Source organism: Sphingobium tyrosinilyticum, from assembly GCF_042654265.1.
Classification (GTDB): Bacteria; Pseudomonadota; Alphaproteobacteria; order Sphingomonadales; family Sphingomonadaceae; genus Sphingobium; species Sphingobium tyrosinilyticum.
The window spans coordinates 62,417-87,726 of sequence record NZ_JBHSFZ010000013.1 but is presented as its reverse complement, the minus strand read 5'-3'; the positions used below and the strand labels follow the sequence as shown (position 1 = coordinate 87,726).

At 61.6% G+C, this 25,310-nt stretch carries 27 protein-coding genes; 12 read left to right on the top strand and 15 right to left on the bottom strand.

All coding sequences use genetic code 11. The annotated features are described in order from the left end of the window. Nucleotides 1-187: 187 nt before the first annotated feature. From ACFO3E_RS08285 to ACFO3E_RS08260, 6 genes are all read left to right on the top strand, one after another. Nucleotides 188-1,045: a GNAT family N-acetyltransferase gene (locus tag ACFO3E_RS08285; RefSeq protein ID WP_380803699.1), complete on the top strand. Its 858-nt coding sequence runs from the start codon at nt 188-190 to the stop codon at nt 1,043-1,045. Beyond that, a complete protein-coding gene (locus ACFO3E_RS08280; RefSeq protein ID WP_066524276.1) occupies nt 1,042-2,505 on the top strand; it encodes an NAD-dependent succinate-semialdehyde dehydrogenase in 1,464 nt (487 codons plus the stop codon). Before ACFO3E_RS08285 ends, ACFO3E_RS08280 begins: the two co-directional genes overlap by 4 nt. A gap of 107 nt (nt 2,506-2,612) precedes the next feature. After that, nucleotides 2,613-3,689 carry a tartrate dehydrogenase gene (locus ACFO3E_RS08275; RefSeq protein ID WP_380803696.1) on the top strand — a complete coding sequence of 359 codons (1,077 nt, stop codon included), beginning with the start codon at nt 2,613-2,615 and terminating at the stop codon, nt 3,687-3,689. Between the two features lie 245 nt (nt 3,690-3,934). Continuing rightward, complete coding sequence (locus tag ACFO3E_RS08270; RefSeq protein WP_066524280.1) at nt 3,935-5,320, top strand: aspartate aminotransferase family protein; 1,386 nt, start codon at nt 3,935-3,937, stop codon at nt 5,318-5,320. A 21-nt stretch (nt 5,321-5,341) separates the two neighbouring features. Next, nucleotides 5,342-5,836, top strand: coding sequence for an Lrp/AsnC family transcriptional regulator (locus tag ACFO3E_RS08265; RefSeq protein WP_066524286.1), 495 nt, complete (start codon nt 5,342-5,344; stop codon nt 5,834-5,836). Beyond that, entirely contained in the window at nt 5,833-6,978 is a 1,146-nt protein-coding gene (locus ACFO3E_RS08260) for a M20 aminoacylase family protein (RefSeq protein WP_380803692.1), read from the top strand. Before ACFO3E_RS08265 ends, ACFO3E_RS08260 begins: the two co-directional genes overlap by 4 nt. On the opposite strand, the gene ACFO3E_RS08255 is transcribed toward ACFO3E_RS08260, so the two are convergent. The 6 genes from ACFO3E_RS08255 to ACFO3E_RS08230 all read right to left on the bottom strand — a co-directional run bounded on the left by ACFO3E_RS08255 (nt 6,968) and on the right by ACFO3E_RS08230 (nt 11,844). Further along, nucleotides 6,968-7,624, bottom strand: a complete 657-nt coding sequence (locus ACFO3E_RS08255) for a copper resistance protein B (RefSeq protein ID WP_197486301.1) — start codon at nt 7,622-7,624, stop codon at nt 6,968-6,970. The two genes, ACFO3E_RS08260 and ACFO3E_RS08255, sit on opposite strands and share 11 nt — an antisense overlap. Before the next feature lie 197 nt (nt 7,625-7,821). Continuing rightward, nucleotides 7,822-8,775: a copper resistance protein B gene (locus ACFO3E_RS08250; RefSeq protein WP_380803689.1), complete on the bottom strand. Its 954-nt coding sequence runs from the start codon at nt 8,773-8,775 to the stop codon at nt 7,822-7,824. Further along, the gene (locus ACFO3E_RS08245; RefSeq protein ID WP_380803686.1) at nt 8,772-10,526 is read right to left on the bottom strand and encodes a copper resistance system multicopper oxidase; all 1,755 of its coding nucleotides are present in this window, start codon (nt 10,524-10,526) and stop codon (nt 8,772-8,774) included. The genes ACFO3E_RS08250 and ACFO3E_RS08245 overlap by 4 nt, the downstream gene beginning before the upstream one ends. A 29-nt stretch (nt 10,527-10,555) precedes the next feature. Next, complete coding sequence (locus ACFO3E_RS08240) at nt 10,556-11,137, bottom strand: RNA polymerase sigma factor (RefSeq protein ID WP_380803684.1); 582 nt, start codon at nt 11,135-11,137, stop codon at nt 10,556-10,558. Beyond that, the gene (locus ACFO3E_RS08235; protein WP_066524295.1) at nt 11,134-11,577 is read right to left on the bottom strand and encodes a periplasmic heavy metal sensor; all 444 of its coding nucleotides are present in this window, start codon (nt 11,575-11,577) and stop codon (nt 11,134-11,136) included. The genes ACFO3E_RS08240 and ACFO3E_RS08235 overlap by 4 nt, the downstream gene beginning before the upstream one ends. Continuing rightward, nucleotides 11,578-11,844 (bottom strand): hypothetical protein, encoded by a 267-nt coding sequence (locus tag ACFO3E_RS08230; protein ID WP_380803681.1) that lies wholly within the window; start codon nt 11,842-11,844, stop codon nt 11,578-11,580. It abuts the gene before it with no gap. Nucleotides 11,845-11,983: 139 nt separating this feature from the next. On the opposite strand from ACFO3E_RS08230, the gene copC reads away from it, so the two are divergent. Further along, nucleotides 11,984-12,361, top strand: coding sequence for a copper homeostasis periplasmic binding protein CopC (gene copC, locus ACFO3E_RS08225; protein ID WP_066528572.1), 378 nt, complete (start codon nt 11,984-11,986; stop codon nt 12,359-12,361). A 3-nt stretch (nt 12,362-12,364) separates the two neighbouring features. Next, nucleotides 12,365-13,270, top strand: coding sequence for a copper homeostasis membrane protein CopD (gene copD, locus ACFO3E_RS08220; RefSeq protein ID WP_380803678.1), 906 nt, complete (start codon nt 12,365-12,367; stop codon nt 13,268-13,270). Here the strand turns inward: copD and ACFO3E_RS08215 are convergent. Further along, nucleotides 13,267-14,265, bottom strand: coding sequence for a 2-hydroxyacid dehydrogenase (locus tag ACFO3E_RS08215; RefSeq protein WP_066524298.1), 999 nt, complete (start codon nt 14,263-14,265; stop codon nt 13,267-13,269). The two genes, copD and ACFO3E_RS08215, sit on opposite strands and share 4 nt — an antisense overlap. Nucleotides 14,266-14,391: 126 nt before the next feature. On the opposite strand from ACFO3E_RS08215, the gene ACFO3E_RS08210 reads away from it, so the two are divergent. Beyond that, nucleotides 14,392-14,862, top strand: coding sequence for an SH3 domain-containing protein (locus ACFO3E_RS08210; protein ID WP_380803675.1), 471 nt, complete (start codon nt 14,392-14,394; stop codon nt 14,860-14,862). A 4-nt stretch (nt 14,863-14,866) separates the two neighbouring features. Here the strand turns inward: ACFO3E_RS08210 and ACFO3E_RS08205 are convergent, their stop codons facing one another. Beyond that, nucleotides 14,867-16,447 (bottom strand): peptide MFS transporter, encoded by a 1,581-nt coding sequence (locus tag ACFO3E_RS08205; protein WP_380803673.1) that lies wholly within the window; start codon nt 16,445-16,447, stop codon nt 14,867-14,869. A 109-nt stretch (nt 16,448-16,556) separates the two neighbouring features. Between ACFO3E_RS08205 and ACFO3E_RS08200 the strand changes: the two genes are divergently transcribed. Together ACFO3E_RS08200 and ACFO3E_RS08195 are read left to right on the top strand one after the other, a co-directional pair. Beyond that, nucleotides 16,557-17,135, top strand: a complete 579-nt coding sequence (locus ACFO3E_RS08200; RefSeq protein WP_066528576.1) for a nitroreductase family protein — start codon at nt 16,557-16,559, stop codon at nt 17,133-17,135. Between the two features lie 72 nt (nt 17,136-17,207). Then, nucleotides 17,208-17,552 (top strand): GntR family transcriptional regulator, encoded by a 345-nt coding sequence (locus ACFO3E_RS08195; RefSeq protein ID WP_066524302.1) that lies wholly within the window; start codon nt 17,208-17,210, stop codon nt 17,550-17,552. Nucleotides 17,553-17,608: 56 nt separating this feature from the next. On the opposite strand, the gene prsR is transcribed toward ACFO3E_RS08195, so the two are convergent. From prsR to ACFO3E_RS08160, 7 genes are all read right to left on the bottom strand, one after another. Further along, nucleotides 17,609-18,937 (bottom strand): PEP-CTERM-box response regulator transcription factor, encoded by a 1,329-nt coding sequence (prsR, locus tag ACFO3E_RS08190; protein WP_066524303.1) that lies wholly within the window; start codon nt 18,935-18,937, stop codon nt 17,609-17,611. Further along, nucleotides 18,937-21,006 carry an XrtA/PEP-CTERM system histidine kinase PrsK gene (prsK, locus tag ACFO3E_RS08185; RefSeq protein ID WP_066524305.1) on the bottom strand — a complete coding sequence of 690 codons (2,070 nt, stop codon included), beginning with the start codon at nt 21,004-21,006 and terminating at the stop codon, nt 18,937-18,939. Before prsK ends, prsR begins: the two co-directional genes overlap by 1 nt. Before the next feature lie 9 nt (nt 21,007-21,015). Continuing rightward, entirely contained in the window at nt 21,016-22,404 is a 1,389-nt protein-coding gene (locus ACFO3E_RS08180; protein WP_380803668.1) for a TIGR03013 family XrtA/PEP-CTERM system glycosyltransferase, read from the bottom strand. A gap of 174 nt (nt 22,405-22,578) precedes the next feature. Further along, nucleotides 22,579-22,776, bottom strand: coding sequence for a hypothetical protein (locus tag ACFO3E_RS08175; protein ID WP_380803666.1), 198 nt, complete (start codon nt 22,774-22,776; stop codon nt 22,579-22,581). 133 nt (nt 22,777-22,909) lie between these two features. Next, nucleotides 22,910-23,572, bottom strand: a complete 663-nt coding sequence (locus ACFO3E_RS08170) for a sigma-70 family RNA polymerase sigma factor (RefSeq protein ID WP_066524310.1) — start codon at nt 23,570-23,572, stop codon at nt 22,910-22,912. Nucleotides 23,573-23,681: 109 nt separating this feature from the next. Continuing rightward, on the bottom strand, nt 23,682-23,822 hold the full coding sequence (locus ACFO3E_RS08165) for a hypothetical protein (RefSeq protein ID WP_197486302.1): 141 nt from the start codon (nt 23,820-23,822) through the stop codon (nt 23,682-23,684). 93 nt (nt 23,823-23,915) lie between these two features. Then, complete coding sequence (locus tag ACFO3E_RS08160) at nt 23,916-24,710, bottom strand: response regulator (RefSeq protein WP_066524312.1); 795 nt, start codon at nt 24,708-24,710, stop codon at nt 23,916-23,918. 292 nt (nt 24,711-25,002) lie between these two features. Here ACFO3E_RS08160 and ACFO3E_RS08155 point away from each other — a divergent pair, with 292 nt between their 5' ends. After that, entirely contained in the window at nt 25,003-25,227 is a 225-nt protein-coding gene (locus ACFO3E_RS08155; protein ID WP_156518372.1) for a NepR family anti-sigma factor, read from the top strand. The last annotated feature ends 83 nt before the right edge of the window (nt 25,228-25,310 follow it).

The window sequence follows — 25,310 nt, the reverse complement described above, 5'->3', positions numbered from 1 at the left end:
GCTACGCGTCTTCGCGTTAAATTAGGGCAGTGCTGCGGCATTTGCGGTGCTTGCGCGGGAAAGCCGACGCGATAATGTTCCAAAAAAAATGAGAAGGCAGCAGCCAATGCTTGTCCGCGCACCCTAATATCCGTTCATCGATTCATGAACCAGAGGCGGTTTCCCTATCCGCCAAGGAGCAACACGCATGGCGACAGGCATAGAGGCGATGGTGGACCTGAGGCGCATGACCGCCGAGGATTTGGCCGCCGCCCACGACCTTTCCCACGAACAGAAATGGCCGCACCGGATCGAGGATTGGGAGATGATGTTCTCGCTTGGCTCCGGTTATGTAGCGGAGCGCGATGGCGAGATCGTCGGCACCGCGATGAGCTGGCTCTATGGGGAAGATACCGCCACTCTCGGCATGGTTATCGTCTCGCCCAACGCGCAGGGCATGGGCATTGGCCGCCGTCTGATGGACGCGGTGCTGGATGATCTGAAGGGCCACACGGTGATGCTGAACGCCACGGATGAAGGCTTGCCGCTCTATCGCAAGATGGGCTTTGAACCGATGGGCTCCATCTTTCAGCACCAGGGCGCGGCCTTTGCCGTCCCCATGGCGGAACTCATCCCCGACGAACGCGTCCGTCCGCTGGGAAACAAGGATATGGACGTTCTGCGCACCCTCGCTCGCCGCGCTACCGGCATGGACCGCGACAAGCTGCTCGATGCGCTGGTGCCGGGCGCGCAGGGCGTGGTGCTGACGCGCAGCAATGAGCCGGTAGGCTTTGCCCTCTTCCGCCGCTTCGGCCGGGGCTATGTCGTCGGCCCCACCATCGCGCCGGACACCGGCGGCGCGAAGGCGCTGATTTCGCACTGGCTCGGCTCGAACAGCGGCATCTTCTGCCGCCTCGATGTGCCGGAAGAAAGCGGCCTTTCCGGCTGGCTTGATGAACTTGGCCTACCCTGCGTTGGCCGCGTCATGCGCATGACTCGTGGCCAGCACCCGAAGGCGGACCCCGAGCTCAGGATTTTCTCTCTTACGACGCAGGCCCTCGGATGACTCTCTCCCTCAACAATTCCGCGCTGCTGATCGAACGCGCCTTCATCGGCGGCGAATGGACCGGTGCTCGGTCTGGCGCCACCCTGCCGGTCGATAATCCGGCGACCGGCGCGGTGATAGGCACGATTCCCGACTGTGGAGAGGCGGAAACGCAGGCCGCCATCGCCGCCGCAGAGGCTGCCTACCCGGCTTGGCGCGCCCGCACGGCCGCCGACCGGGCTGCATTGCTCGAACGCTGGCACGCGTTGGTTCTGGACAATATCACCGACCTCGCCTGCATCATGACCGCCGAGCAGGGCAAACCTATCGCGGAATCGGAGGGCGAGATTCGCTACGCCGCGACCTTCATCAAATGGTTCGCGGAAGAAGCCCGCCGCATTGATGGCGCGATCATTCCCGCGCCCGAAGCCAATCGCCGCATCCTCGTCATGAAGGAGCCGGTGGGCGTCTCCGCCGCGATCACTCCCTGGAATTTCCCGGCGGCGATGATCACCCGCAAATGCGCGCCCGCCCTGGCGGCCGGTTGCCCGGTCGTGGTGAAGCCGTCCGAACTCACCCCCTATTCCGCTCTGGCCCTCGCCAAACTGGCGGAGGATGCAGGCTTCCCCGCAGGGGTCTTCAGCGTCGTCACCGGCAACGCCACCGCCATTGGCGGCGTCATGACGTCCAGCCCGATCGTGCGCAAATTGTCCTTCACCGGCTCCACCCGCGTCGGCGCGCTGCTGATGCGGCAGTCGGCCGACACCATCAAGCGGCTCAGCTTGGAACTTGGCGGCAACGCGCCGCTGATCGTGTTCGACGATGCCGATCTCGACCTGGCCGTCGCCAGCGCCATGGCCAGCAAGTTCCGCAATGCGGGCCAGACCTGCGTCTGCGCCAATCGCATATTGGTGCAGGACGGCATCCATGACGCCTTCGCCGAACGCCTCGCCAAGGCCGTTTCCGCGCTAAAGGTCGCGCCGGGCGATCAGCCGGGCAGCACCATCGGCCCGCTCATCAACCGCGCAGCGGTCGAAAAGGTGAAGGCCCATGTCGATGACGCGCTCGCCCATGGCGCAAAGATTTTCGCCCAGGCTCCGGAAGGGGCAACCGGCGAACGCTTCGCCACTCCGGTCATCCTGACCGGCGCAACCCGCGACATGCGCCTCGCTGATGAAGAAACCTTCGGCCCGGTCGCGCCCCTGTTCCGCTTCACCCATGAAGAGGAAGGGATCGAGATCGCCAACGGCACCAGCTATGGCCTCGCCAGCTATTTCTACACCGAAAATCTGCACCGCGCCTTCCGCGTGGCGGAGCGGCTGGAAGCAGGTATGGTGGCGCTCAACACCGGCGGCATCTCGATGGAGATGGCCCCCTTCGGCGGCGTAAAGATGTCCGGCCTTGGTCGCGAAGGCGCGCATGCGGGGATCGAGGAATATCTGGAGACTAAGACATTCCATGTCGGTGGTTTGAAGCTCTAACGTCCATCAAACCCACATCTTCTCCGTTCGGGCTAAGCCTGTCGAAGCCCTCTACTTCTCAATAAAGAACAGCCCTTCGATAGGCCCAGGGCGAACGGGAGCAGGCCATGTCCGCCAACCGCAACTACAGCATCTCCGTCATCCCCGGCGACGGCATTGGCAAGGAAGTGATGCCCGAAGGCATCCGTATCCTGGAACGCGCCGCCAGCCTCTACGGCTTCTCGATCGAGCAGAAATGGCAGGACTTCGCCTGCTGCGACTATTACGCCAAGCATGGCCAGATGATGCCCGATGACTGGAAGGCGCAGATTGGCAACCCGGACGCGATCTTCTTCGGCGCGGTCGGCTGGCCCAATACGGTGCCCGATCATATCTCGCTTTGGGGGTCGCTGCTCCAGTTCCGGCGCGAATATGACCAATATGTCAACCTGCGCCCCGTTCGCCTGATGCCTGGGGTTCCCTGCCCACTCGTGGGCCGTGAACCGGGCGATATCGACTTCTGGGTCGTGCGTGAGAATACGGAGGGCGAATATAGCTCGGTCGGCGGCAAGATGTTCCCCGGCACCGCGCGCGAAGTCGTGATCCAGGAAACGGTGATGACGCGCCACGGCACCGACCGCGTCCTGCGCTATGCCTTCGAGCTTGCGGCGACGCGGGAGCGCAAACATGTCACCTCCGCCACCAAGTCCAACGGCATCGCCATCACCATGCCCTGGTGGGACGAGCGCGTGGAGGAGATGGCGAAAAACTACCCCACCGTCACCCACGACAAATATCATATCGACATTCTGACCGCTCAGTTCGTGCTGAACCCCGATCGGTTCGATGTGGTTGTCGCCTCCAACCTTTTCGGCGACATTCTCTCCGATCTCGGCCCCGCCTGCACCGGCACCATCGGCGTCGCCCCATCGGGCAACATCAACCCCGATCGCACCGCGCCATCCCTGTTCGAACCGGTCCACGGCTCCGCCCCCGATATTGCGGGCAAGGGCATCGCCAATCCGGTCGGCCAGATTTGGTCCGCCGCCATGATGCTGGAACATCTGGGCGAAACGGAAGCCGCCGCCGCCATCATGCGCGCGGTGGAATCGGTACTCGCTGAACCGGCACTGCGGACCGGCGACCTAAAGGGCAAGGCCAGCACCGTGGAATGTGGCAAGGCGATCGCAGAGGCATTGGGCTAACCACCACAGCCGTCACCCCGGGCTTGACCCGGGGTTCCCCTTCTCTTCAAGCCTGCACCTTAACCGGGCAGCGGGACCCCGGATCAAGTCCGGGGTGACGAATGCGGGCATTTCATCCCGCAGCACAAAATGCCGCACCACTTCCCCAAAAAACCGCGCCCTTCCCATCCGTCCTATGAAATCGGCTAATCCGGCCATCACAGCGAGCTAGTCTGACTCCAACAGACAACACCGCGAGTTACCCGATGACGCTGAAATCGAACCGGTCCCTGCTCGATATCGACCGCGACCATCTGATCCATCCCGTCACCTCCTTCCGCGCCCATGAAGCGCGCGGCGCGACCCTGCTGCAAAGCGGTAAGGGCATGTGGCTGACGGACATGGACGGCAATCAGCTGCTCGACGCTTTCGCGGGCCTCTGGTGCGTCAATGTCGGCTATGGTCAGGACAGCATCGTCGAAGCCGCCGCCGCGCAGATGCGCCAGCTTCCTTATGCGACCGGATATTTTCATTTCGGCTGCGAAACAACAGTTCGCTTGGCCCAGAAGCTAGCAGACCTCAGCCCCGAAGGACTGGACCATGTTTACTTTACCCTGGGCGGCTCCGACGCTGTAGACTCTGCAATTCGCTACATCATCCATTATTTCAACGCCATCGGCCGTCCTTCCAAGAAGCAATTCATCGCCCTCGACCGCGGTTATCACGGCTCCAGCACCACCGGCGCTGGCCTGACCGCCCTGTCAAATTTCCACCGCCTGTTCGATCTGCCCCACGCCTGGCAGCATCATATTCCCTCGCCCTACCCCTATCGCAGCGAACTAACCGACGACGCCGCGATCATCGCTCGCTCGGTTCAGCAGCTAAAGGACAAGGTGGCTGAACTGGGCGCGGATAATGTCGCCGCCTTCTTCTGCGAACCGATCCAGGGTTCGGGCGGCGTCATCGTTCCGCCCAAGGGCTGGCTCAAGGCCCTTCGCGACACATGCACGGAACTCGACATCCTCTTCGTCGCCGATGAAGTCATCACCGGCTTCGGCCGCACCGGCCCTCTCTTCGCCTGCGAGGAAGAAGGCGTCACCCCCGACCTCATGACGCTCGCCAAGGGCCTGACTGCCGGCTACGCGCCGATGGGCGCACTGCTCATGTCGGACAAAGTCTATCAGGGCATCGCCAACGGAGCCGCCCCTGAACTCGCGATCGGACACGGCTTCACCTATTCCGGACATCCCGTCAGCGCGGCAGTGGGCCTGGAAGTGCTGCGCCTCTATACTGAAGGCGGCATCCTCGCGAACGGGCGGAGCGTCGGCAGGCGCTTCGCCGCGGGCCTCAATGCCATCGCGGACCATCCGCTGGTAGGCGACACACGCGGTCGCGGGCTCCTCGGCGCGATCGAGCTTGTGGCTGACAAGGACAGCAAGGCACGGCTGGATTCCGCCCTCAAAATCCCCGACCGCCTCTTCGCGCAAGGCTATAAGAACGGCGTCATCTTCCGTTCCTTTCCCGACAACATTATCGGCCTCGCCCCTGCTCTCTGCGCGTCGGATGAGGAGATGGACGAGATCTTCGCACGCATTCGGAAAACGCTCGACGATCTGCTGGAAGAGGCAGATATTCGCGCGGCGGTGGGATAAGAAACAGGGGGGAGCAAGCGCATGTTGGGTGGCCCAAGACTGGACCGGATCGACCTCAAGATCCTGACGCAGCTTCAGCAATCCGGCCGCATCACCAATGTCGAACTGGCCGACGCGGTGGGCCTGTCGCCCAGCCCTTGCCTCACCCGCGTCAAGCGGCTGGAAAAGGCGGGCTACATCACCGGCTATGGCGCTCATATCAACCTGCACAAGCTCGGCGAATTCCTGACCGTCTTCACTGAAGTCACCCTGACGGAACATCGGGCGGGCGACTTCTCCCGCTTTGAGACGCGCATCCGCAAGCTGGACGAGATCGTCGAGTGTCATCTCGTCAGCGGCGGCTATGACTATCTGCTGAAGTTCGTGACGCGAGGCGTCGCCCATTATCAGTCGATTATCGAGGGAATGCTGGAAAGCGACTATGGGATCGAAAAATATTTCAGCTATGTCGTGATCAAATCGCCTTTCATAAAGCATCACTATCCGATCCAGCATCTCTTCGGCGAACAGAAATGATCGACGACCTTCTCGAACCCCTGATCGCTTTCCGCCGCGACATTCACGCGCATCCCGAACTGGGTTTTTGCGAACACCGAACGGCGGGCCGTATCGCAGAGCAACTTCGGGCGCTGGGTCTCGAAGTGCATGAGGGGATCGGCGGCACCGGCGTCGTTGCAGTATTGCGGAACGGCACTTCCACCCGCAGCATCGGGCTGCGCGCCGACATGGACGCATTGCCGATCCATGAGCAAACCAACCTGCCCTATGCCAGCAAGACCGAAGGCACTTTCCATGGCTGCGGTCATGATGGCCATGTCGCGATGCTCCTGGGCGCAGCGCAGCACCTCGCCCGAAGCCGCAACTTCGACGGCGCCGTAAACTTCTTCTTCCAGCCCGCCGAAGAGGGCCTGGGCGGCGCGCGCGAAATGGTGAAGGAGGGGCTGTTCGAGCGCTTCCCATGCGACCGCGTCTTCGGCCTGCACAATTGGCCGGACCTGCCCGCTGGGACGGTCGCCACGCGTCCCGGTCCAATCATGGGCGCTGCCGACAAGTTCGAAATCATTTTGGAAGGCCGCGGCGGCCATGCAGCGATCCCGCAGGACACGCCGGACGCCATTCTCGCTTCAGCCAGCTTGGTGACGCAGCTCAACAGCATCGTCGCGCGCCGCATCGCGCCAACCGCCTCGGCAGTGCTGTCGATCACCCAGATACACGGCGGCCACACGCATAATGTGATCCCGGCAGAGGTGAAGGTCAGCGGCACCGTTCGCACCTTCGACCCCAATGTGCAGGATGTGATCGAAGATGCGATCCGTAGCATCGCCGCAGGGGTGGCGCTCGCCAATCGTGTGACCGCGACGGTCGACTATCAGCGCTATTATCCCGCTACGATCAACGATGCAGAAGCCGCGCAGGAAGCGCTGGACGCCGCCGCGACAGTAGGAACTGCGCAACTGGCGCCCGAACCCGCCTTCACCTCGGAAGACTTCGCTTTCATGCTGCAAGCGTGCAAGGGCGCATATATCTGGCTAGGCCAAGCGCAAGCGGAAGGCTCCGTGCCGCTCCATAACCCGCATTACGACTTTAACGACGATGTGCTGGGCATCGGCATCCGTCTGCATGTCGCGCTCGCCGAACGGTATCTCGCTAAAGGCTGAAGCCGAAGCCTGCGACCGCCATCGTCGATTGCAGCGTCTCGCCCTGCGCGCGAGCAAGCTCGCGGCTGTCGCTCAGCAATCGCTCATGCGCCACACCGACAAAGGCGTTGATCTTGTCATTAAGGCGGAAGCGCAGCCGCACCGACGCCTCCGCGTCAGTGAAACCAGCGCCCACGCCGTCCGCTTCCACCCTCTGCGCTGACCAGGCAATCGCGGCGCGGGGCTCGATATAGATCTTATCCGTAATCGGCAGCTGATAAATGACCTGTGCGTCTCCGGTCACCAGCCCATCGTCGGACAGAAAAGCATAGCCCTCCCAGCTCACGCGCGATCCAATCGACCCCTGCACACCAACCATTGCGTAGCTGTCATGCGGATGAGGCTGGAAATCATGCCGTACCCCCGCCAGCAGCACGACATTGTCGCTGATGGATCGGCCATAGAGAAGCCGCGCCTGCACATCGTCGATACGATTACCGACCGCCCCGCCACCTTCCACCATCAACATCAGCTGGTCGGTGCTGTCACCGTAGGAAAAGCTGCCGTCCCACAGGAATATCTCGTCGCCTTTGCCTGCGCGCACTTCAATGAAGTCGAAGCCGCCGCTGAGCGCAGCCTTGTCCTCTTCGGCGGGCTCTTGCGCCAACACGGGCTCCGCCGCGGCGAGAGCGCAAATGCCAATGAGGGAACAGAGGAAGGCGTGGCCCACGATCTACCTTGATCAATTGTTGTCCAAGATCAGATTAGCCGCGATCGGCAGAGCATAAGCGCGAAGCAACGGCGCTAAGCCGCCAATCATGATAAGTTGTCTTGAAGCTGCAGCAGATCATGCCGCACCGGCTTTTAGAACCAGAATCGTACGCCCATGACCAGGCTCGTAGTCGATGCACCCTCCCCCTCTGCCCGCGCCAAACGCACGGTATCGCCGAGTTTCCGCTCCCAATTGATCCCCAGATAGGGCGCGAATTCCCGCGCGAATTCATAGCGCAGTCGCAAACCCAGTTCGACATCGGAGAGGCCCGAACCAATGCCAAGTTCGGGCACATCCTGCGCAGCTATATTTAGCTCGGCGGCTGGCTGCAGGATCAGACGCTGCGTGATGCGCTGGTCATAGCTCGCCTCCAACCGCAGACGCGCGTCGCCCTTGGTGGACAGAAAAGCCTGTGCCCCAACCTCGAACCAGTAGGGGGCAAGCCCTTCGATACCGACAACCGCATAGGTCCGGTCGGGGTCGGGCCGGAAATCGTGCCGCACCCCCGCTTCCAGATTGAACCAGGGATCGATGGCGCGGCTGTAAAGCGCCTGAACCTCCGCGCTTTCCAGGCGGCCGCCAATTTCGCCCTCACCTTCGGTCTTGAAGGCGAAGCGATTGATGTCGCCGCCGACCCAGCCTTCGCCTTCCCAATGGTAGCCGTCCGCACCCTTGCCCATGCGATATTCCAGCCGGTCGAGCATGATCTGCGAGAAGGTCATGCCGCCGCTTTCCTTCAGCATCGCGGCACGCGCTCGCGCCATGTCCGCCCGGCTGTAAAAAGCTTCGGCGGCATGATCGGTCGGGGCGGGCGGCGCCTCGCCCTTGGGGATGGCGTCGCCGGGGGCCGCCATGGTGTGACCGGCGTGAGGATCGGCCGCAGCGGGCGATTCTGCGGCCTGATGGGCTGGGTGATCCTGCGCCTCCGATTGCTCGGCAGGTCCGACAGTTCCATGGTCCATCTGACTATGATCCATTTCCTGCGCCCATACAGGAACCGAAGCGGATGCCAGCAGGAATGTGGCGGCGGAAATCAGCATCTTCATGCCGTCCCTCCTTCATGCCGCACGGTCACGACGCGCATCATCCCGCTGTGCATGTGCATCAGCATATGGCAATGGAACGCCCAATCCCCCAGCGCATCAGCGGTAAGGTCGAAGCTCACCTTCCCCCCGGGTAGCACATTCACCGTATGCTTGACCGGATCATGCGCACCCGCACCGGTCACCAGTTGGAAGAAGTGGCCGTGCAAATGAATGGGATGCGGCATCATCGTGTCGTTGATCAGGTTCACGCGCACCCGCTCCATATGGCGGAAGGCGATCGGCTCAGCACCGTCGGACAGCTTCACCCCGTCGAAGGACCACATATAGCGCTCCATGTTCGCGGTGAGGTGAATGTCTAATGTCCGCGTCGGCGTCCGCGTATCCTTGAAAGGTTCCAGCGACTTCAGATCAGCATAGGTCAGCACCCGATGCTCGACATTCTCCAGCCCGGTCGGTCGATCCGCCGTCCGATCGGCGGGCATGGGGGAGAGCGTCGCTACGCCCGGCCCCATCTTCACCTGGGGTGCGACAGAAGGATCGAGCATCTTCATCGAATGCCCCGCCATGCTTTCATTGGCAGGCTGGCTGAGGTCGATGACGCCTCCCTGTCCCATGTCCATGCCGGACATGTCCATGCCCATATCCTTCATGCCCAGCAGCGGCCTTTCGCGCACCGCCGGCACCTCCGCCACCATCCCGATGCGCGGCGCCAAAGTCGCCCGCACCAGCCCGGACCTATCGATCGCCTCCGCAATCAGCCCATAAGCCTTCGCCTCTTTGGGCTGCACCACCACATCATAGGTTTCGGCGATGCCTATCTGAAACTCGTCCGTTTCGACGGGTTGGACATGCTGGCCGTCGCACTGCACCACCGTCATCGACAGTCCCGGCAGCCGTACGTTGAAATTAGTCATGGCCGAGGCATTGATGATTCGCAGCCGCACGCGCTCACCGGGCATAAACAGCCCCGTCCAATTCTCCGCCGTGCCATGGCCGTTGACGAGGAAGCTGTAGGTGGAGCCGGTGACGTCGGAAATGTCAGTCGGGTCCATCCGCATCGCGCCCCATTCGAGCCGCTCCTTCGCGCTCTGGTCCTTGCCGGCCATCAAACCCGCCAGCGTCTGCCGCTGCATGTTGAAATAGCCGCCGGATTGCTTCAGCCGCTTCAGCAGCACGTGCGGATGGACCGGACTCCAGTCGGACAGGACGATCACATGCTCGCGCTCGCTTTGCACAGGATCGACGCCCGCGGGATCGATCACGATCGGCCCGTAGTGGCCAGTTGCCTCCTGCATCCCCGAATGGCTGTGATACCAATAGGTGCCAGACTGGCGGATCGGAAATTCATAGGTGAAGGTCTTACCGGGCCGGATACCGGGGAAGCTTACTCCCGGCACTCCGTCCATTTGGAACGGCACGATCAATCCATGCCAATGGATTGATGTGTCTTCCTTCAGCTGATTGGTGACGGACAGTCGGACATTCTGCCCTTCCTTCAACCGGATTAGCGGCGCGGGCAGCGTGCCGTTGATCATTACCGCATGGGCCGAGCGCCCGCCGATCGAAAAGTGGCTCTCCCCCACGTTTAATGCAATCTGCTCGCCGCTCAGCACACCGGGCGCAGGCGCAAGCCCAGCCGTGCCGCTATGCGCCCAAGCTGGAAAGACACGGGCCAGCGCCAGCGCGCCGCCAACGCCGCCCAGACCACGGATCAAGCTGCGGCGATCAATATCAGGTAGGGACAAGGGCATGAAATGCTCTGCAAAAGGGATGATCCCCCTTATACGCGGACCACGCCGACATCCCTCAATTGTTCGGCCAATTTGTTGCGCGCCCGGTAAAGGCGTGTCTCCACGGCCTTTTCGCTCACTCCCAGCGCTTGCGCCGCTTCCGCTTGACTCATTCCCTCGATGGTCCGCAGCAACAGCACATCTTTAAGATTGGCAGGCAGTGCCGCGATCGCTGCATGGATCTGGGCCAGTTCCGCGCGCGATTGAAGCTCGCGCTCCGGCGTCAACGCGTCATCCGCGACGGCAACAGCTTCCTCAATGGGTCGGGCGAAGGTGAAGAAGCGCCGCACCGCCCGCCGCCTGGCCCAGTCATGGCATTTGTTGATCGCGATCCGCGCAATCCACAGCCGGAAAGGGCGCGCGCCGTCATAGCGGGTCAACGCAGCGAAGGCGGCAATGAATGTTTCCTGCGTGATGTCCAGCGCCTCGGTCGCGTCGCCGACATGCCCCCGCGCTAGCCGGAATACACCGTCGCGATGCCGTCGCATCAGCTCGCCATAGGCGCTCTGCTGCCCGGCAAGCGCCGACGAGGCCAGCTCGGCGTCGCTTTGTTGGGAAAGCGGCAGGTTCACCGCCCTGGGTCGGTCAGAACCTTGACGACCGCGGCATCAAATTGCGCGGCCTGATCGGGCCGCAGCACCGCACGCATGGCGAAGATATGCTTCAGCGTCTCTTTCTGCAGCATCCCCATGACATGATGCGAACGATCGACCGCCTCGCTCACCTGAGGGCCATAGCCATGCTCGGCCGCTATCGCCTGCGCCAGCCGGGCGTTGTCGGCGCGCATCTCCGCTTCCATCGCAGCACGCCGCTTGGCGAAATCCGCCTCCAGCGCATGGATGCGCCGTTCCTGACTCTCGTCCAGCTTCAACTTCTTGTGGATGAGGGAGTGGACCTCGCTTTCCACCCGAGGCTGCGGAGCGATCCAGACGCGCGCCACCAGCACCGCCGCCAAAGCCGCCGCAAAGGCGACCAGCGCGACCAGCCCATATCGTCCTGCCCCCTTCACCATTTACTGGCCCAACAAACGTGACGGCGCGTAATCGGACATGCCAATCACTACTGGCTGCGACGCTGCCTGAGCCGGGCTACCCGGCACCACGCTGCTGACCCAGCCAACGCCAATGGCCATGATCCCCGCCAGCGCCAGACTGCGCCGCGCAACTGCACGCTCCCGGCGATGGGCAACGCCTGCCATTACCGCCTCATCCATCATCGCGAGACGAGGATCCGTTGGCGCTGCGCGGAGTTGGCCAAGCCATTGATCAAGGTCGCTCATCACTCACACTCCCTATACACGCCCAGGATACGCTCGCCGCCCGCCAATCCCTCATGCAAAAATTTATGCACGTCCGTCGAGGGGTGACATAATCCGCCGCGTAATATCCCTAATCGCAACCCGATTGGAGATGAGTTCCATGCGCCGTATCCTGTTCACCGCCGCCGTCGCGCTTGCCACCCTCCCCGCCGTGGCTATGGCGCATCCCAAGCTGCTTTCCTCTAACCCTGCCGCGAACGCCACCGTCGCCAAACCGAACAAGCTGACGCTGACTTTTTCCGAAAAGCTGCTCGCTCCTCTGAGCGGCGTCGATCTCACCATGACCGGCATGCCGGGGATGGCCGATCATGCGCCGATGCCGATCAAGGGCTTCAAGACTGCTGTTGAAGGCGATGGCAAAACCTTGGCCATCACCCTACCCCGCGCGCTTCCGGCGGGTAGCTATGATCTTAGCTGGCATATCGTCGGCGCTGATCAACATAAGATCGCGGGCAAATACAGTTTCTCGGTAAAGTAACCCGTGCCGATCGACGGGCTCCTCGTCGCCACGCGATTCGGCCTTTACGCCGACTTAGCGGCTCTCGCTGGGCTCCCACTATTCTGGTGGAGCATGCGCAAGGGCACTGGTGCCGAAGCCCGCGGCATTCTGGCAGTGCTTGCCTTTGGCGGCATTGCCTTTTCGGCGCTATGGCTGCTCGCCAGCGCTGCCGCTATGGCTGGAACTTCCCTGTTCGCTTCTGACTGGAGCGTGGTGGACATCCTACTGCGCGAGACCATGATCGGCCCGCTCTTGGGCGTGCGCGCGGTCGCGTTGCTCCTGATCCTAGTGCTTCTCCTCGTCTCGCGGAGAGCGGACGGACCACCCGTCACCATCGCCCTGCTCGCAACGGTGGCAGCAGCCACTCTCGCCTGGTCAGGTCATGCAGGCGCAACCGAAGGCGTGGCTGGAACGGTCCACCGGGCGGCGGACGTCCTTCACATCCTCGCCGCGTCCGCTTGGGTGGGCGCGCTGCTCGCTCTACTAACCAGAATTTTCTGCAGTGCATCGGATGTGCAGGAAACAGAGCAGACTGCACTCATGCTCCATCGTTTTTCGCTGTTCGGCACCTTGTTCGTGATCACCCTCATCGTCAGCGGTGCGATCAACAGCGTGATGATCGTTGGCTTCGCCAATCTCCCGCTCCTGCTGCACAGCCTCTATGGCTGGCTGCTGCTGGCGAAAATCGCGCTGTTCGGCGGTATGCTGATCCTGGCCGCAGCCAATCGCTGGCGCCTGACGCCAGCCCTCACGCGCGCCGCCAATTCCGGCGACCTGGCACCTGCCCAGGCTCGGTTGCGTATGTCGCTGACCTTTGAAACGATCATGGCTTTGGGTATCCTGGCGTTGGTCGCTGCGCTCGGCACCCTCGACCCGCTGGGTGGCTAGATCCAGCCTTCCAGCACCTGATTAGGCGGCCGGTGTCCGTCTGCCCAACTGCGGATATTCGCGATCACTCGCGCGCCCGTTGCGTCCCGTCCCTCGAAAGTAGCCGATCCCATATGAGGCAACAGCACGACGTTGGACAGCGCCAGCAGCCGCGGATCGACCGCAGGTTCATGCGTATATACGTCGAGCCCGGCCCCTGCGATCCGGCCCTCGGCCAGCGCCGCGATCAGCGCTGGTTCATCCGTGATCTCGGCACGTGAAGTATTGATGAGATAGGCGTCCGGCCGCATGAGCGCGATGCGGCGCGCATCGATCATGCCCCGGCTGTCTGCATTGAGCGGACAATTGATCGACACGATGTCGCTTTCGCGCAGCAGAGAATCCAGCTCGGGATGCCAGGTGGCGCTCAGTTCTTGCTCCACCTCAAACGGCAAGCGGTGACGATTGTGATAAGCGATCGACAGCCCAAACGCAGCCGCGCGCTTGGCCACCGCCCGGCCGATCCGGCCCATGCCGATGATGCCCAGCTTCTTGCCGCCGATGCGATGTCCCAGCATACCCGAAGGGCTCCAGCCGGGCCAAGCGCCCGACCGCACCAGCTTTTCCCCTTCCGCCAGCCGGCGGGGCACTGACAGGATCAGCGCCATCGTCATGTCGGCTGTATCTTCGGTCAGCACGCCGGGTGTGTTGGTGACGATGATCTCCTTCCGCCGCGCCGCGCCGAGATCGATATGATCAACGCCGCTGCCAAAGCTCGCGATCAACTGCAGCCTTTCCGGCGCAGCCGCGATCAGCGCTGCATCGATCTGATCGGTGACGGCGGGCACCAGCACGTCGCATTGCGCCATGGCGCGGGTCAGCGCCGTGCGATCCATCGGCACGTCGCCAACATTGAAGACCGCGTCAAACAGTTCGGCCATCCGCGCCTCCACATTGGGAGGCAGGCGGCGTGTCACGACGACACGCGGCTTGGCGGGACGCGGTTTCTTGGCCATGCTTGGCCGCTATTCCTGGTGGCAGCGATGGTCAAGCACCTTGTACTTCCCGCCAAAGACAATGGTTGTCGGTCGCCTCTGTCAGCCGCTATAAAGGGCCGGGCACATGAAGGGAAAAGATCAGGCATGAAGGGCTATTTGCCGCGCGCAGGCATCGCCGCCGCCGCGCTATGCATTGCAAGCGGCACATCCGCCTCACCAGCCAAGCCCGTCCCTTATTGGGCCTCGCTCAGTCAAGACGAGGCGCGGATGCGCGTCGGCCCCAGCCTCGATTATCCATCCAGCTGGGTCTATCGCCGTCGCGACCTGCCAGTGAAGGTCGTGCAGGTGCTTGGCCTCTGGCGCAAGATAGAGGACCCCAGCGGCGCTCAAGGTTGGATGCACGTCCGTCTGCTGAGCGACACACCCACGGCCATTGTTACGGCATCGATCGCTCCGATGCGCCAGTCCGCAAGCGAGGGCGCCCGCACCGTCTTCCGCGCGGAAAAGGGCGTGGTCGGCCGGTTGTCATCATGCAGCGACAGCTGGTGCGGCTTTGATGTAGGTGGGCAGCGCGGTTTCGTCCGAGTCACCGATATATGGGGCGCGACCTCCTGATGGTTCAGGTCTGCGCTTCACCTTCGCGATCGACGATGGCGAAGCTCTCGCGCTGAGCTTCGGCCTCGGCGCCTTCTTCGCCACCGAATTGGTCCGCATGCATCAGACGCTTCACTAGGGGCGCGATCGCCATGACCACTATGCCGATGCCGATCGACCACCAGCCAATCTGGCTATAAACCGAAAGAACGCCATCGCGCGAAGCCGCGCCTGCCTCGCCCCCCGTAGCCGCGGCGATCATCCCGGCGGCATATTCGCCAAGCGCCATCGCCAGGAACCATATCCCCATCATCAGGCCGATCATCCGCGAAGGGGCGAGCTTCGACATGGCCGACAACCCCACCGGCGACAGACATAGCTCGCCCAGGGTGTGGCAGAGATAGAGAAGGAAGATGAACAGCACGGGCGTCAGCGTCCCGGGCGCGCCGGTTCCCGCTACCAGGATCAGGAAGCCCGCACCAACCAGCGCCAGCGCCAGCCCGAACTTCGCGGGCGTGGAAGGCTCCCGCCCCCGTTTCGCCAGTGCGATCCACAGCGCCGCGATCACAGGTCCAAAGATGAGGATATAGGCGGCATTGACCGACTGAAACATCGATGCAGGTACGTCGAAGCCGAGAATATGCCTGCTAGCGTAACGATCAGTAAATAGGCTGAGCGACGACCCCGTCTGCTCATAGAGGCCCCAAAATAGTGGGTTTATGACCAGCAGGAACAGCGCCGCCAGCATGCGGTCGCGGCCAATGCGCTCCATCCGGCCGAACGCTTCCCACAGAATGTAGAGCACCATCAGTACGCTTGCCCCGGCCAGCATCCATCCAACGACGGCATGCTGCTGGATGAGTACCCAGCACAACAGGATGGCAAGCAGGCTCGACAGATAGACCAGCCATTCCCGGCTGATGATCCCGCCAACCCGCTCAGCGAGTTGTTGCGGATTGGGCGGCTCTCCCCCGCCCTGCAGCAGCGGCTTGGCTAGGGCGAAGCCAATGACGCCGGCAATCATCCCGACTGAAGCCGCACCGAAACCCCAATGCCATCCCCAGCGCTGCCCCAAATAGCCGCAGATCACCGGGCCGATCGTGGCGCCAACATTGATGCCCATGTAGAAGATCGTGTAGGCGGGATCGCGCCGCATATCGTCTCGCGGATAAAGCTGGCCCACCAGCGCCGAAACGCTGGCCTTCAGAAATCCTGTCCCAATGATCACCGTCGCAAGCCCCAACCAGAACAGGCCAAGGCCCATGCTGTCGGCTGATCCGTCCGCCTCAAGGCCCAGGATGATATGGCCAATTGCGATAACGATGCCGCCGAACAGCACCGCCTTGCGCTGCCCCAGATAGCGGTCGGCCAGATAGCCGCCCATCAGCGGCGCGATGTAGATTAGGGACATGTAGGCGCCATAGGAGTGCGCCGCGTCTCGATCGGAAAAAAGGAAATGCTGCGTCAAATAGAAGATCAGCAACGCACGCATGCCGTAGAAGGAGAAGCGTTCCCACATTTCCACAAAGAACAGCAGGAACAATCCGCGCGGGTGGCCAAGCCAGGTCTTGCCTGCGGGCGCTACGTTCATAGGTGAGCTCGCCATCCCTATCCTGTCCGGCCAAATGCTGTGCGTAAAGTAGAGCGGAAATCACGGGGCTGTCAAAGCAGGGAGGCCCTTGCGCGCCGAGCGCTGCCGCGCCATCTGGATCGCCATGTTCAACGACGCCTCCACTCCGCTTTCGCTCCTACGCACCCGCCGGTCCGGCAAGCCTCGCGACCTCATCGCGCCGGGCCCCGACGCCGGACAGCTGCAGCAGATATTGGAGATCGCCCTGCGAACGCCAGACCATGGGAAGCTCGCCCCCTGGCGCTTCGTCATCGTTCCGCTGGACCAGCGCGGTCGCCTCGCAGATCTGCTGGTCAGCGCCTATCGCCGGGAGAAGCCGGATGCTGGACGGTTGGAGCTGGAGGCGATGCACCAATTCGCACATCAGGCGCCCACACTGGTCGTGGCGCTATCCGCTCCGGTCCTAGGTAGTAAGATCCCTGTGTGGGAACAGGAACTGTCTTCCGGGGCGGCAATCATGAACTTGCTCCACGCGAGCCACGCGCTGGGTTTCGCGGCCGGATGGCTGACTGGCTGGCCCGCTTATAATGAAGATGTCCGCGCCGCTTTCGCCCCGGCAGGCAAACGGATTGCCGGATTCATTTTCATCGGCACCCCCGGCAAGCCGCAGGAGGAACGGCCCCGGCCGGTTTATGACGAGATAGTTTCCGTCTGGAACAGCTAGTTACGGGCACTCTCGGCCACGACCGGGCGCTCGCCTTGACCTGCTTCGCTGTATTATGGCACCGATGCACCTATGGCTGACGACTCCAAGCCCGTTTATCTCCGCCTGCGCGACATCATCGCGGCGTCGATACTCGATGGCAGCTACAGCGATGGCGATATGCTTCCGTCTGTGCGGGCGCTCGCAGCCAAAGAAGGCGCCAATCCGCTGACGGTCGCCAAGGCATATCAAAGTTTCCAGGACGATGGCCTAGTGCTGGTCAAGCGCGGGGTAGGTATGTTTGTCGCGGAAGGCGCGACCCGCCGCCTGCGTGAAGCGGAACGCCGTCGCTTCCTGGACACTGTCTGGCCGCCGGTTGCAGAACAGATCAAACGCTTGGGCATTTCCGCCGAGGATCTAGACCTGCGACGGGTTTGAGGGCGCAGTTCAACGCATCGCCTAAAATTCCGGTCGCGAGTAATGAGTCCGGTGGGCTAGCCCTGCATTTGATACTGTTTGAGTAAATCATATAGCGTCGGCCGACTGATCCCCAACATCTTCGCCGCGCCTGAGATATTGCCATTTGTCCGCGCAATTGCCCGGCGGATCGCGCGCCGATCCGCTAGTTCGCGAGCGGCCTTAAGGTTCACGACGTCGCCTCCCTCCAGTCGATCGCCGTCAAGGTCCAGATTGGCGGCCGTGACATATTTACCGTCCGCCATGATCGCTGCGCGTTTGATGCGATTTTCCAGTTCGCGCACATTTCCCGGCCAGGCCCAGGCATCGAGCGCGGCGAGCGCATCAGGCGCTAGCCCTTTGACTTGCGGGTTCATATCTTTAGCGAAACGGCTCAGGAAATGGCGCGCCAGCAGCGCAGCGTCCCCGGGCCGCTCCTTCAGCGCTGGTATCCGCACCACGATTTCCGCCAACCGATAATAGAGATCCTCACGAAAAGCGCCTGCAGCGATCATCGCCTCCAGATCATGATGCGTCGCGCAAACGATGCGCGTGTCCACCACCAGCGGCTCCCCGCCTTCGGACCCCACCACCCGCTCGCGCACGAAACGCAGCAGCTTCATCTGCAGCGCCGGTGATATGTCGCCCACTTCGTCCAGAAAAAGCGTGCCGCCATGTGCGAGCGCAATTTTGCCTGCCTCTCCCCCGAACAATTCGGCTTCCAGCAAATCCTCAGGGATCGCTGCGCAACTGATCGTTATAAAGGGACCTCCGCGCCGGGGGCTCGCATCATGCAGCCCTTGAGCCAGCAATTCCTTGCCAGTCCCGCTTGCGCCGGTCAGCAGCACCGAAACCTGCGTCGCCGCAACCCGCTCGATGGTCCGGGCGACCTTCATCATTTCCGGGGCTGCGGTGATAAGCCGCCCCAGCACGCGCGCATCCTCTGGGGCAGCCTCCGCCAGCCGGGCATTTTCCTTCTCTAGCGCATGGACGTGGAAGGCGCGACGGACGATCAAGCCGAGTTCGTCGATATCGACAGGCTTTTGATAGAAGTCATAAGCTCCGCTTGAAATGGCGCTCAGCGCGCTTTCCCGAGCACCATGGCCGGACGCGACGATGATCTTCGTGTCCGGCTTGATCTGCAGCATCTCCGCCAGCGTCGCGAAGCCCTCGCTAGTTCCATCGGGGTCAGGCGGCAAACCAAGGTCCAATGTCACGACATCGGGCGTTTCGGCCCGCAACATCTCGATCGCTTCCTCACGATCGCCAGCGATGAACAGCTGATAATCCTCATAGGCCCAGCGTAATTGCCTTTGGAGCCCTGGGTCATCCTCGACGATCAGCAACTTGGGTCGCATGTCGCTCATCAGGCTGCCTCCCCCTTAGTTTCTTGGCTCAACGCCAGCGGCAGGCACAGCGTAAATCGGCTGCCGACGCCCGGCTTGCTTTCCACCTTGATGCTGCCAGCCATGCTCTGCGCCAGCGCTCGTGCTTCGAAGGCGCCAATGCCGAAACCACCGGCCTTGCTGGACGAAAAGGGCTTGAACAGATCACGGCGGATATATTCGGCGGTCATACCGCGCCCTTGGTCGATCACATCAACGGTGGCACTTCGCTCATCGCCACCAAGGCGAATTTCCACCGGATGACCGGCGTCACTCGCGTCAATCGCATTCTGCAGCAGATGGACGATGATCTGTTCCACCCGTGCCGGATCAGCCAGAGCAAGGGGCGCCGCCCCGATAAGACGGATCGCATGCTGACGCGACCGGCTGTTTGCTATCTTGCTCGCCACCTCACCCAGCGACATAGGCCGTGGCTCTTCCGTGCGCGCCTTGTGATGCTGGGACAGGCGAGCCAGCATATCGTTCATCTTGCCCACCGACTCCTTCAACGTCAGCACCATGTCGGCCCGGAAATCAGGGTTTTCGGCATGCCGTTCGGCATTGCGGGCGAGAAGTGAAAGCTGGCTCACCAGATTCTTGACGTCGTGCATGATGAACGCGAAGCGGCGGTTGAACTCGTCGAACCGCTGTGCATCATTCAACGCCTGCTGCCCCTGCGCTTCGCTCAAATAGCTGGCCGCCTGACGACCCACGGTGCGCAGCATGTCCAAATCTTCCCAATCCAGCCGCCGGTCGATCGCAGGCCGCGCCAGCAGAATCGCGCCGATCAACCGGCCGAAGTGGATGAGCGGAACCAGTACCCAGGCTCGGCTATCAGCCCGCATCCAATCGGGCATCTCACCTGCTTCTTGCAGAGTCGGTCCCTGATCGATGTCGATGATCCACCCGCTGCATTCGATCAAAAGCGCCAAGGGCGGGGGGATGACTGCATTCTCCGGCAGTTCGCCTTCCCAGTTCCACTGCATCTCGAAAGTCAGGGCGCCATCGTCGGAGCGCAGCATCAATATGGCCGCAGGAGAATCGGTGATGTCCGCCACCGCCTTCGCAACACGCTCACTCAGCGGCGGTGCGTCATTTCCCGGCCTGCCGATCGTGTTGCCAAAACGCATCCACTCGCTGCGATAATCATAGCGATGCTGAAAGACATGTTTTGCCACCTGCACCTTCCACAATGCGCGCATCCGTGGCGACGGCAGCAGCACCAAGGCGCTTACCGCCATGAAGAAGACACAACCAATCTCGATCACTCGCGCATAGGGTCCAGCGATCAGCTCGATCGCCACCGCCAGTGCCGCCACAACAATGACGTAGAGCGTGATGGACATCAGCGAAAGCGCACGAAAGGTGAGTGCGCGCGAGAGTTGCACCTGGGCCTTGTCCCGTCGCATACCCGCCGCGATGACGGGCGCCAGCAACGCCATCAACGGTCCGCGCAGCGCGTAAAGCTCATTGGCCCGGTTGATCGCGAAATAGCCGATCACATAGAGGTTGAAATCATAAGTCCACATTGCCGCGAGCGCGCCGAGCAGCAGCGCCACCCGGCCACGCTGTTGTGGCGGCCAGCTTATATAGAGATGATGGACCAGCATCAGGCTACCGATCGCCGTCATCATGTGCAGGCTCAAGGACACCTGTACCAGCCTGTGGTGCAGGTCGCTGGCGCTGGGCAGTTGCCGCCAGATCAGGTCGGTAAAGGTCTGCAATAGGATCAAGCCTGCCACTGCGGCATAGACTGACCCGATCGCCACCATCGATCCTGCCCGGTCCGCAGCCTCCCTGCGCAACATCACGAACAGCAGCAGCAGCCAGGCGGCATTACGAATATTCTCGCCGATCCCGGTCAGCGGCTTATCGACGCCTCCGAACGATACATAAAGCGACCAGCAGGAGGTGAGCAGCACAGCGACCGCCAGCATGCGCTGCTCCACCACGTCCTCGCGACGGCGCAGGATAAATATGCCAATCGCCGCAAACAGGACGGCGGCGAGCGCATGGCCCCAATCCCCAACAAATTGCAGTAAAACTCCCATCGCCCTGCCTCAGCGCGCGCCTTCAGGCCACAGGATTACCCGCAATGTCTGGATCAGGATCAGCAGGTCCAGAAATGGCGTATAATTTTTGGCGTAATAAAGGTCATATTCCAGCTTGTTGCGGCTGTCCTCGATCGATGCGCCGTAAGGATAGTTGATCTGGGCCCAGCCTGTGATGCCTGGCTTCACCATATGACGTTCGGCATAGTAGCGCAGATGCTGTTCGAGATTGTCCACGAACTGACGCCGTTCGGGACGCGGTCCCACAAAGCTCATCTCTCCTTTCAGCACCGTCCAGGTCTGCGGCAGCTCATCGATCCGCAGCTTGCGCAACCAATAGCCCAGCCGCGTGATGCGCGGGTCGTCTTTCTCCGCCCAGACTGCCTGTCCGCTAACCTCCGCATCCTGCCGCATGGTGCGCAGCTTCACGATCCAGAACTCTTCGCCGTAAAGCCCGACGCGCTGTTGGCGGTAGAAGGCTGGGCCTTTGCTATCCAGCTTCACTAGGATCGCGGCGATCAAAATGACGGGTCCGGTGAGCAGCAGCAGAATCGAACTGGCGAGGATATCGAAAAGCCGCTTAGCGATGCTCGACAGGCGGCGTCCCGCGGAAAAGCCATCAGAAAAGATCAGCCAACTGGGATTGACGCTGTCCAGATCGACGCGCCCGGTTTCCCGCTCAAGGAAGGTCGAAATCTCGTTTACATGAACGCCGGTGGTCTTGATCCGCAACAGGTCGGACAATGGCAGGGCATTGCGCCGCTCCTCTAGCGCCAGCACCACCTCGCTCGCCCCCAGCCGTACCACGAAGTCCGCCAGATTATAAATGGCGCTGCGATTGATCGATTCCGGAATGACCTGCGCACCATCGTTCATCGCAATGTAGCCGACAACCAGGAAACCTGCGCCCTTGCGCTGCTCCAGTTCCTTGATGCGATTGGCCCGATTTCCCGCGCCCAGCACCACCAGCCGCCGCTTGAAGGCTTCTCCGCCCAGCATCGATCCCAGCAAAAGGCGCACCGCCAGCAGGAGTAGGATGGCAAGGCCCATCGCATAGAGGGAATTTGACCGCCACAATGTCAGGTCGGGCAGCGCAAAATGCATGACCGACAGGAATATGACGCCCAACGAAATCGCCACGAGTAGCCGCGCAAAGGCGAAGCGGATCGACTGAAGCGCCCCGGTTCCGTAAACGCCCACTGCGATCATCGCGGTCTGGATCGCCAAGGCAAAGCTCAGCAACGGCGCGGCGCGGGTCAGGATAGGATCGACATCCATACCGATCTGCTGGGCGCGCAATATCCATCCGGCTTCCGCAGCGGAAAGCAACAGCAGCAGATCGAGCAGCCCCAATAGCAGCACGGCGTGCGGCACATAATGTTTGAACAGCCTGATCATAGGTCGCGCGCAATCCCGCTGCTGCCTAACGAAAGCAGCTTATTGGCATCGGATCAGCTTACATCGGGTGTAAGAAAATCCGACAGTGCACGCACCGTGAAGGAAAATCCCAAAGATTTTCTGAAGATGACTGGCGAGCTGACAAGCACAAGTCCGATCGACTCGCCCTTAAAGTCAATTTCGCTGGCGGAGACGGTTAGCAGCGTCGTGCGCGGCATTTCCAACCACCCGGGCAGCACTATCTGCGGACTCTGCAGCTTCGGTAATGACGCGGCTTTCCTTTTCCTCACGTTCCTTGGTGAGGTAGAAGAACGTGATAGCCAAGATGAGGGCGATCGTCACCAGCGCGAAGATCACGCCAGTGCCGCGCAATCGCCCCGCCTGCCTCATATCGTGTGGACGGTCCTGATCTCGAGGAGGACCGCCGTTCCTATCACCCTCCTCCATCGTCCATCTCCCATGCGCCCTTCCCACCGGGAAAGGTCGCCGGAACCGGCCTTACACATCAGTCGGCATCCAGGTCGGAATCTTGTCTTGTCTCCCGCCCGCGGCTAAGGCGATCGACATCGTCCATGATCTCGTCGAGCACGGCGGAATCGGTCGTCTCCTGGGTACGGCGCGACGGCAAATCGCCGCTATCGAGTATCTGTTCTAGCGCCGCCCGACCACGCGCCACCCTGCTCTTGATCGTGCCCACCGCGACGCCGCAAATCTCTGCCGCCTCTTCATAGGCAAAGCCGCCGGCGCCGACCAGGATCAACGCCTCGCGCTGGGGCTGGGGCAGTTGCAACAGCGCGCGTTGCATATCGGAAAGCTCGACATGCTTATCCTGTCCCGCAGGCGCGGCGAGAAGACGATCCGCCGTCAAGTCGTCCCAGTCGCCGCGGAAGCGGGAGCGCCGCATCTGAGAAAGATAGTGATTGCGCAGAATGATGAAGGTCCAGGCACGCATGTTGGTCCCGGCCTGAAAGCGGCCACGCGCCGCCCATGCCTTCAACAACGTCTCCTGCACTAGATCGTCGGCAACGTCGCGATTACCCGAAAGCGACCGACCAAAAGCGCGCAAGTGCGGAATGACCGCTGCAAGCTCGCGTTTGAAATCCGTATCGGACAGCGACTCCCGCTTATCCTCCTGGTGCTCCGCCTCTTGGCCAAGCCCTTCGCTCATGGGAACAACCCTCTCACTGGCTGTCGCCCGCGCCTCATGAACCGAAGCCGTCAAAGCCATATGTGCGTCCGCATCCTATATACTCATTGCTGTACGGAACCAATGATGATTACCCGTAATAGCTCCACAACACGATCAGCATGCCGATGATGACCAAGGGCAGGGAAATGCCGAGAATGTAACGGACTATGTGTGGCGTTGATCCTGACCGGGCGTCTTCGGTAGCAATATGCTGTTCCTCTTCCGCCATGTTTTACCTCCCGATCGTTACGCCTGAATAACGCGGGGAGATAGGCGGGGTTCCGCTGCCGCCCAGTCTTTTGTGCAAGTCGAGCGGCCTCGCTCAAACTGGCGCGGTCGCCTCGTCGAAGAACAGCGCCTGTGAAATGGCAGCTTTCACCGTCGATCGCTGGAACGGCTTCGTGATCAGGAAGGTCGGCTCGGGACGCTCGCCAGTCAGCAGCCGCTCTGGGAAAGCGGTGATGAAGATCACCGGCACCGAAAATTCAGCCAATATGTCCTTCACCGCATCGATGCCGCTGGAATCATCGGCAAGCTGTATGTCGGCAAGGACCAGGCCCGGACGTTCGGCCATGGCTTCGCGTACGGCGTCTTCACGGGTCACCGCAATGGCGGTAACTTCATGGCCGAGGTCGCGCACGATCGTCTCGATATCCATCGCGATGATCGGCTCATCCTCGATGATCAGCACCTTGGCCCGCGTCTGCGCCTCAATCTCGCTGAGAGCCTCTTCAACCAGCGCCTCAACGTCCGCCGCATCCAGGCCAATCAGATAGCCTACGTCATCGACCGTGAAGCCTTCCAGAGCAGTCAGCAGCAGTGCCTGGCGAGGAAGCGGCGTCAGACGGGCAAGCCGGGCCTGTGCCACAGCTTCCTGACCGTCGCCGCCCGACAAAACCGGGCTATCCTCCAAATGAGAAGAGGACCAGATCGCGTGAAACGTTTTGTACAGGCCAAGGCGGGGATCGACATCAGCCGGGAATTCTTCGGGCGCAGCCACGATCGCTTCCAACGTCGCGCGCACATAAGCGTCGCCATGGGCCTGACTGCCTGTCAGGGCGCGGGCATAGCGGCGCAGGAAAGGAAGATGGGGGTGCAGTTGCTGTCCAAGCGACATCGGTAAATCTTCTCCCAGCCCATAGGGCGAATTGCTACGAAACACTCGCTGAGCAGGAGGATGGATCGGCAATGCCGATGTGGCAAGCCCCCGCCCCTTTCAGCCGCCGTCCGGAAAGCGGCAAAAAATGCTTCGAGGTGCGGAACCATCGACAGACAGATTTGTTTCACAGCCGTTCGTTTTTTACTGATAACCGATTTGCTGTTGCTATTCGCGACCGTCGATTGACGCCGCGAACGAAAGCCGCAAAAGAAAAAGCCGGTGTTATGCTAGCGTTGCAGAGGGGCGTATTTTGGTTGCTTCAACGACGGAACGGGATGTGAAGGGAGGGGACAGGAAAGATGTCGGCGCCACCACCCCGGAGTCGGGTGTGACTGGCAATGCCTCGCCCAAGCGGCGCCCCTCGCCCGGTAAGGATGAGGGTCAGGTCGCCAACGCCTTGCGCTCTGTTTATCAGCGCGCTGTCGATGAGGATATTCCTTCCGAAATGCTCGACCTTCTGAGGAAGCTGGATTAAGCGTCCATCCATGGTCAACTTGTTTGACCAATTGGGGCGGAGGGCAGGTTGGTGCTTTTCGAAGATAATAAAATAAAGGGCAG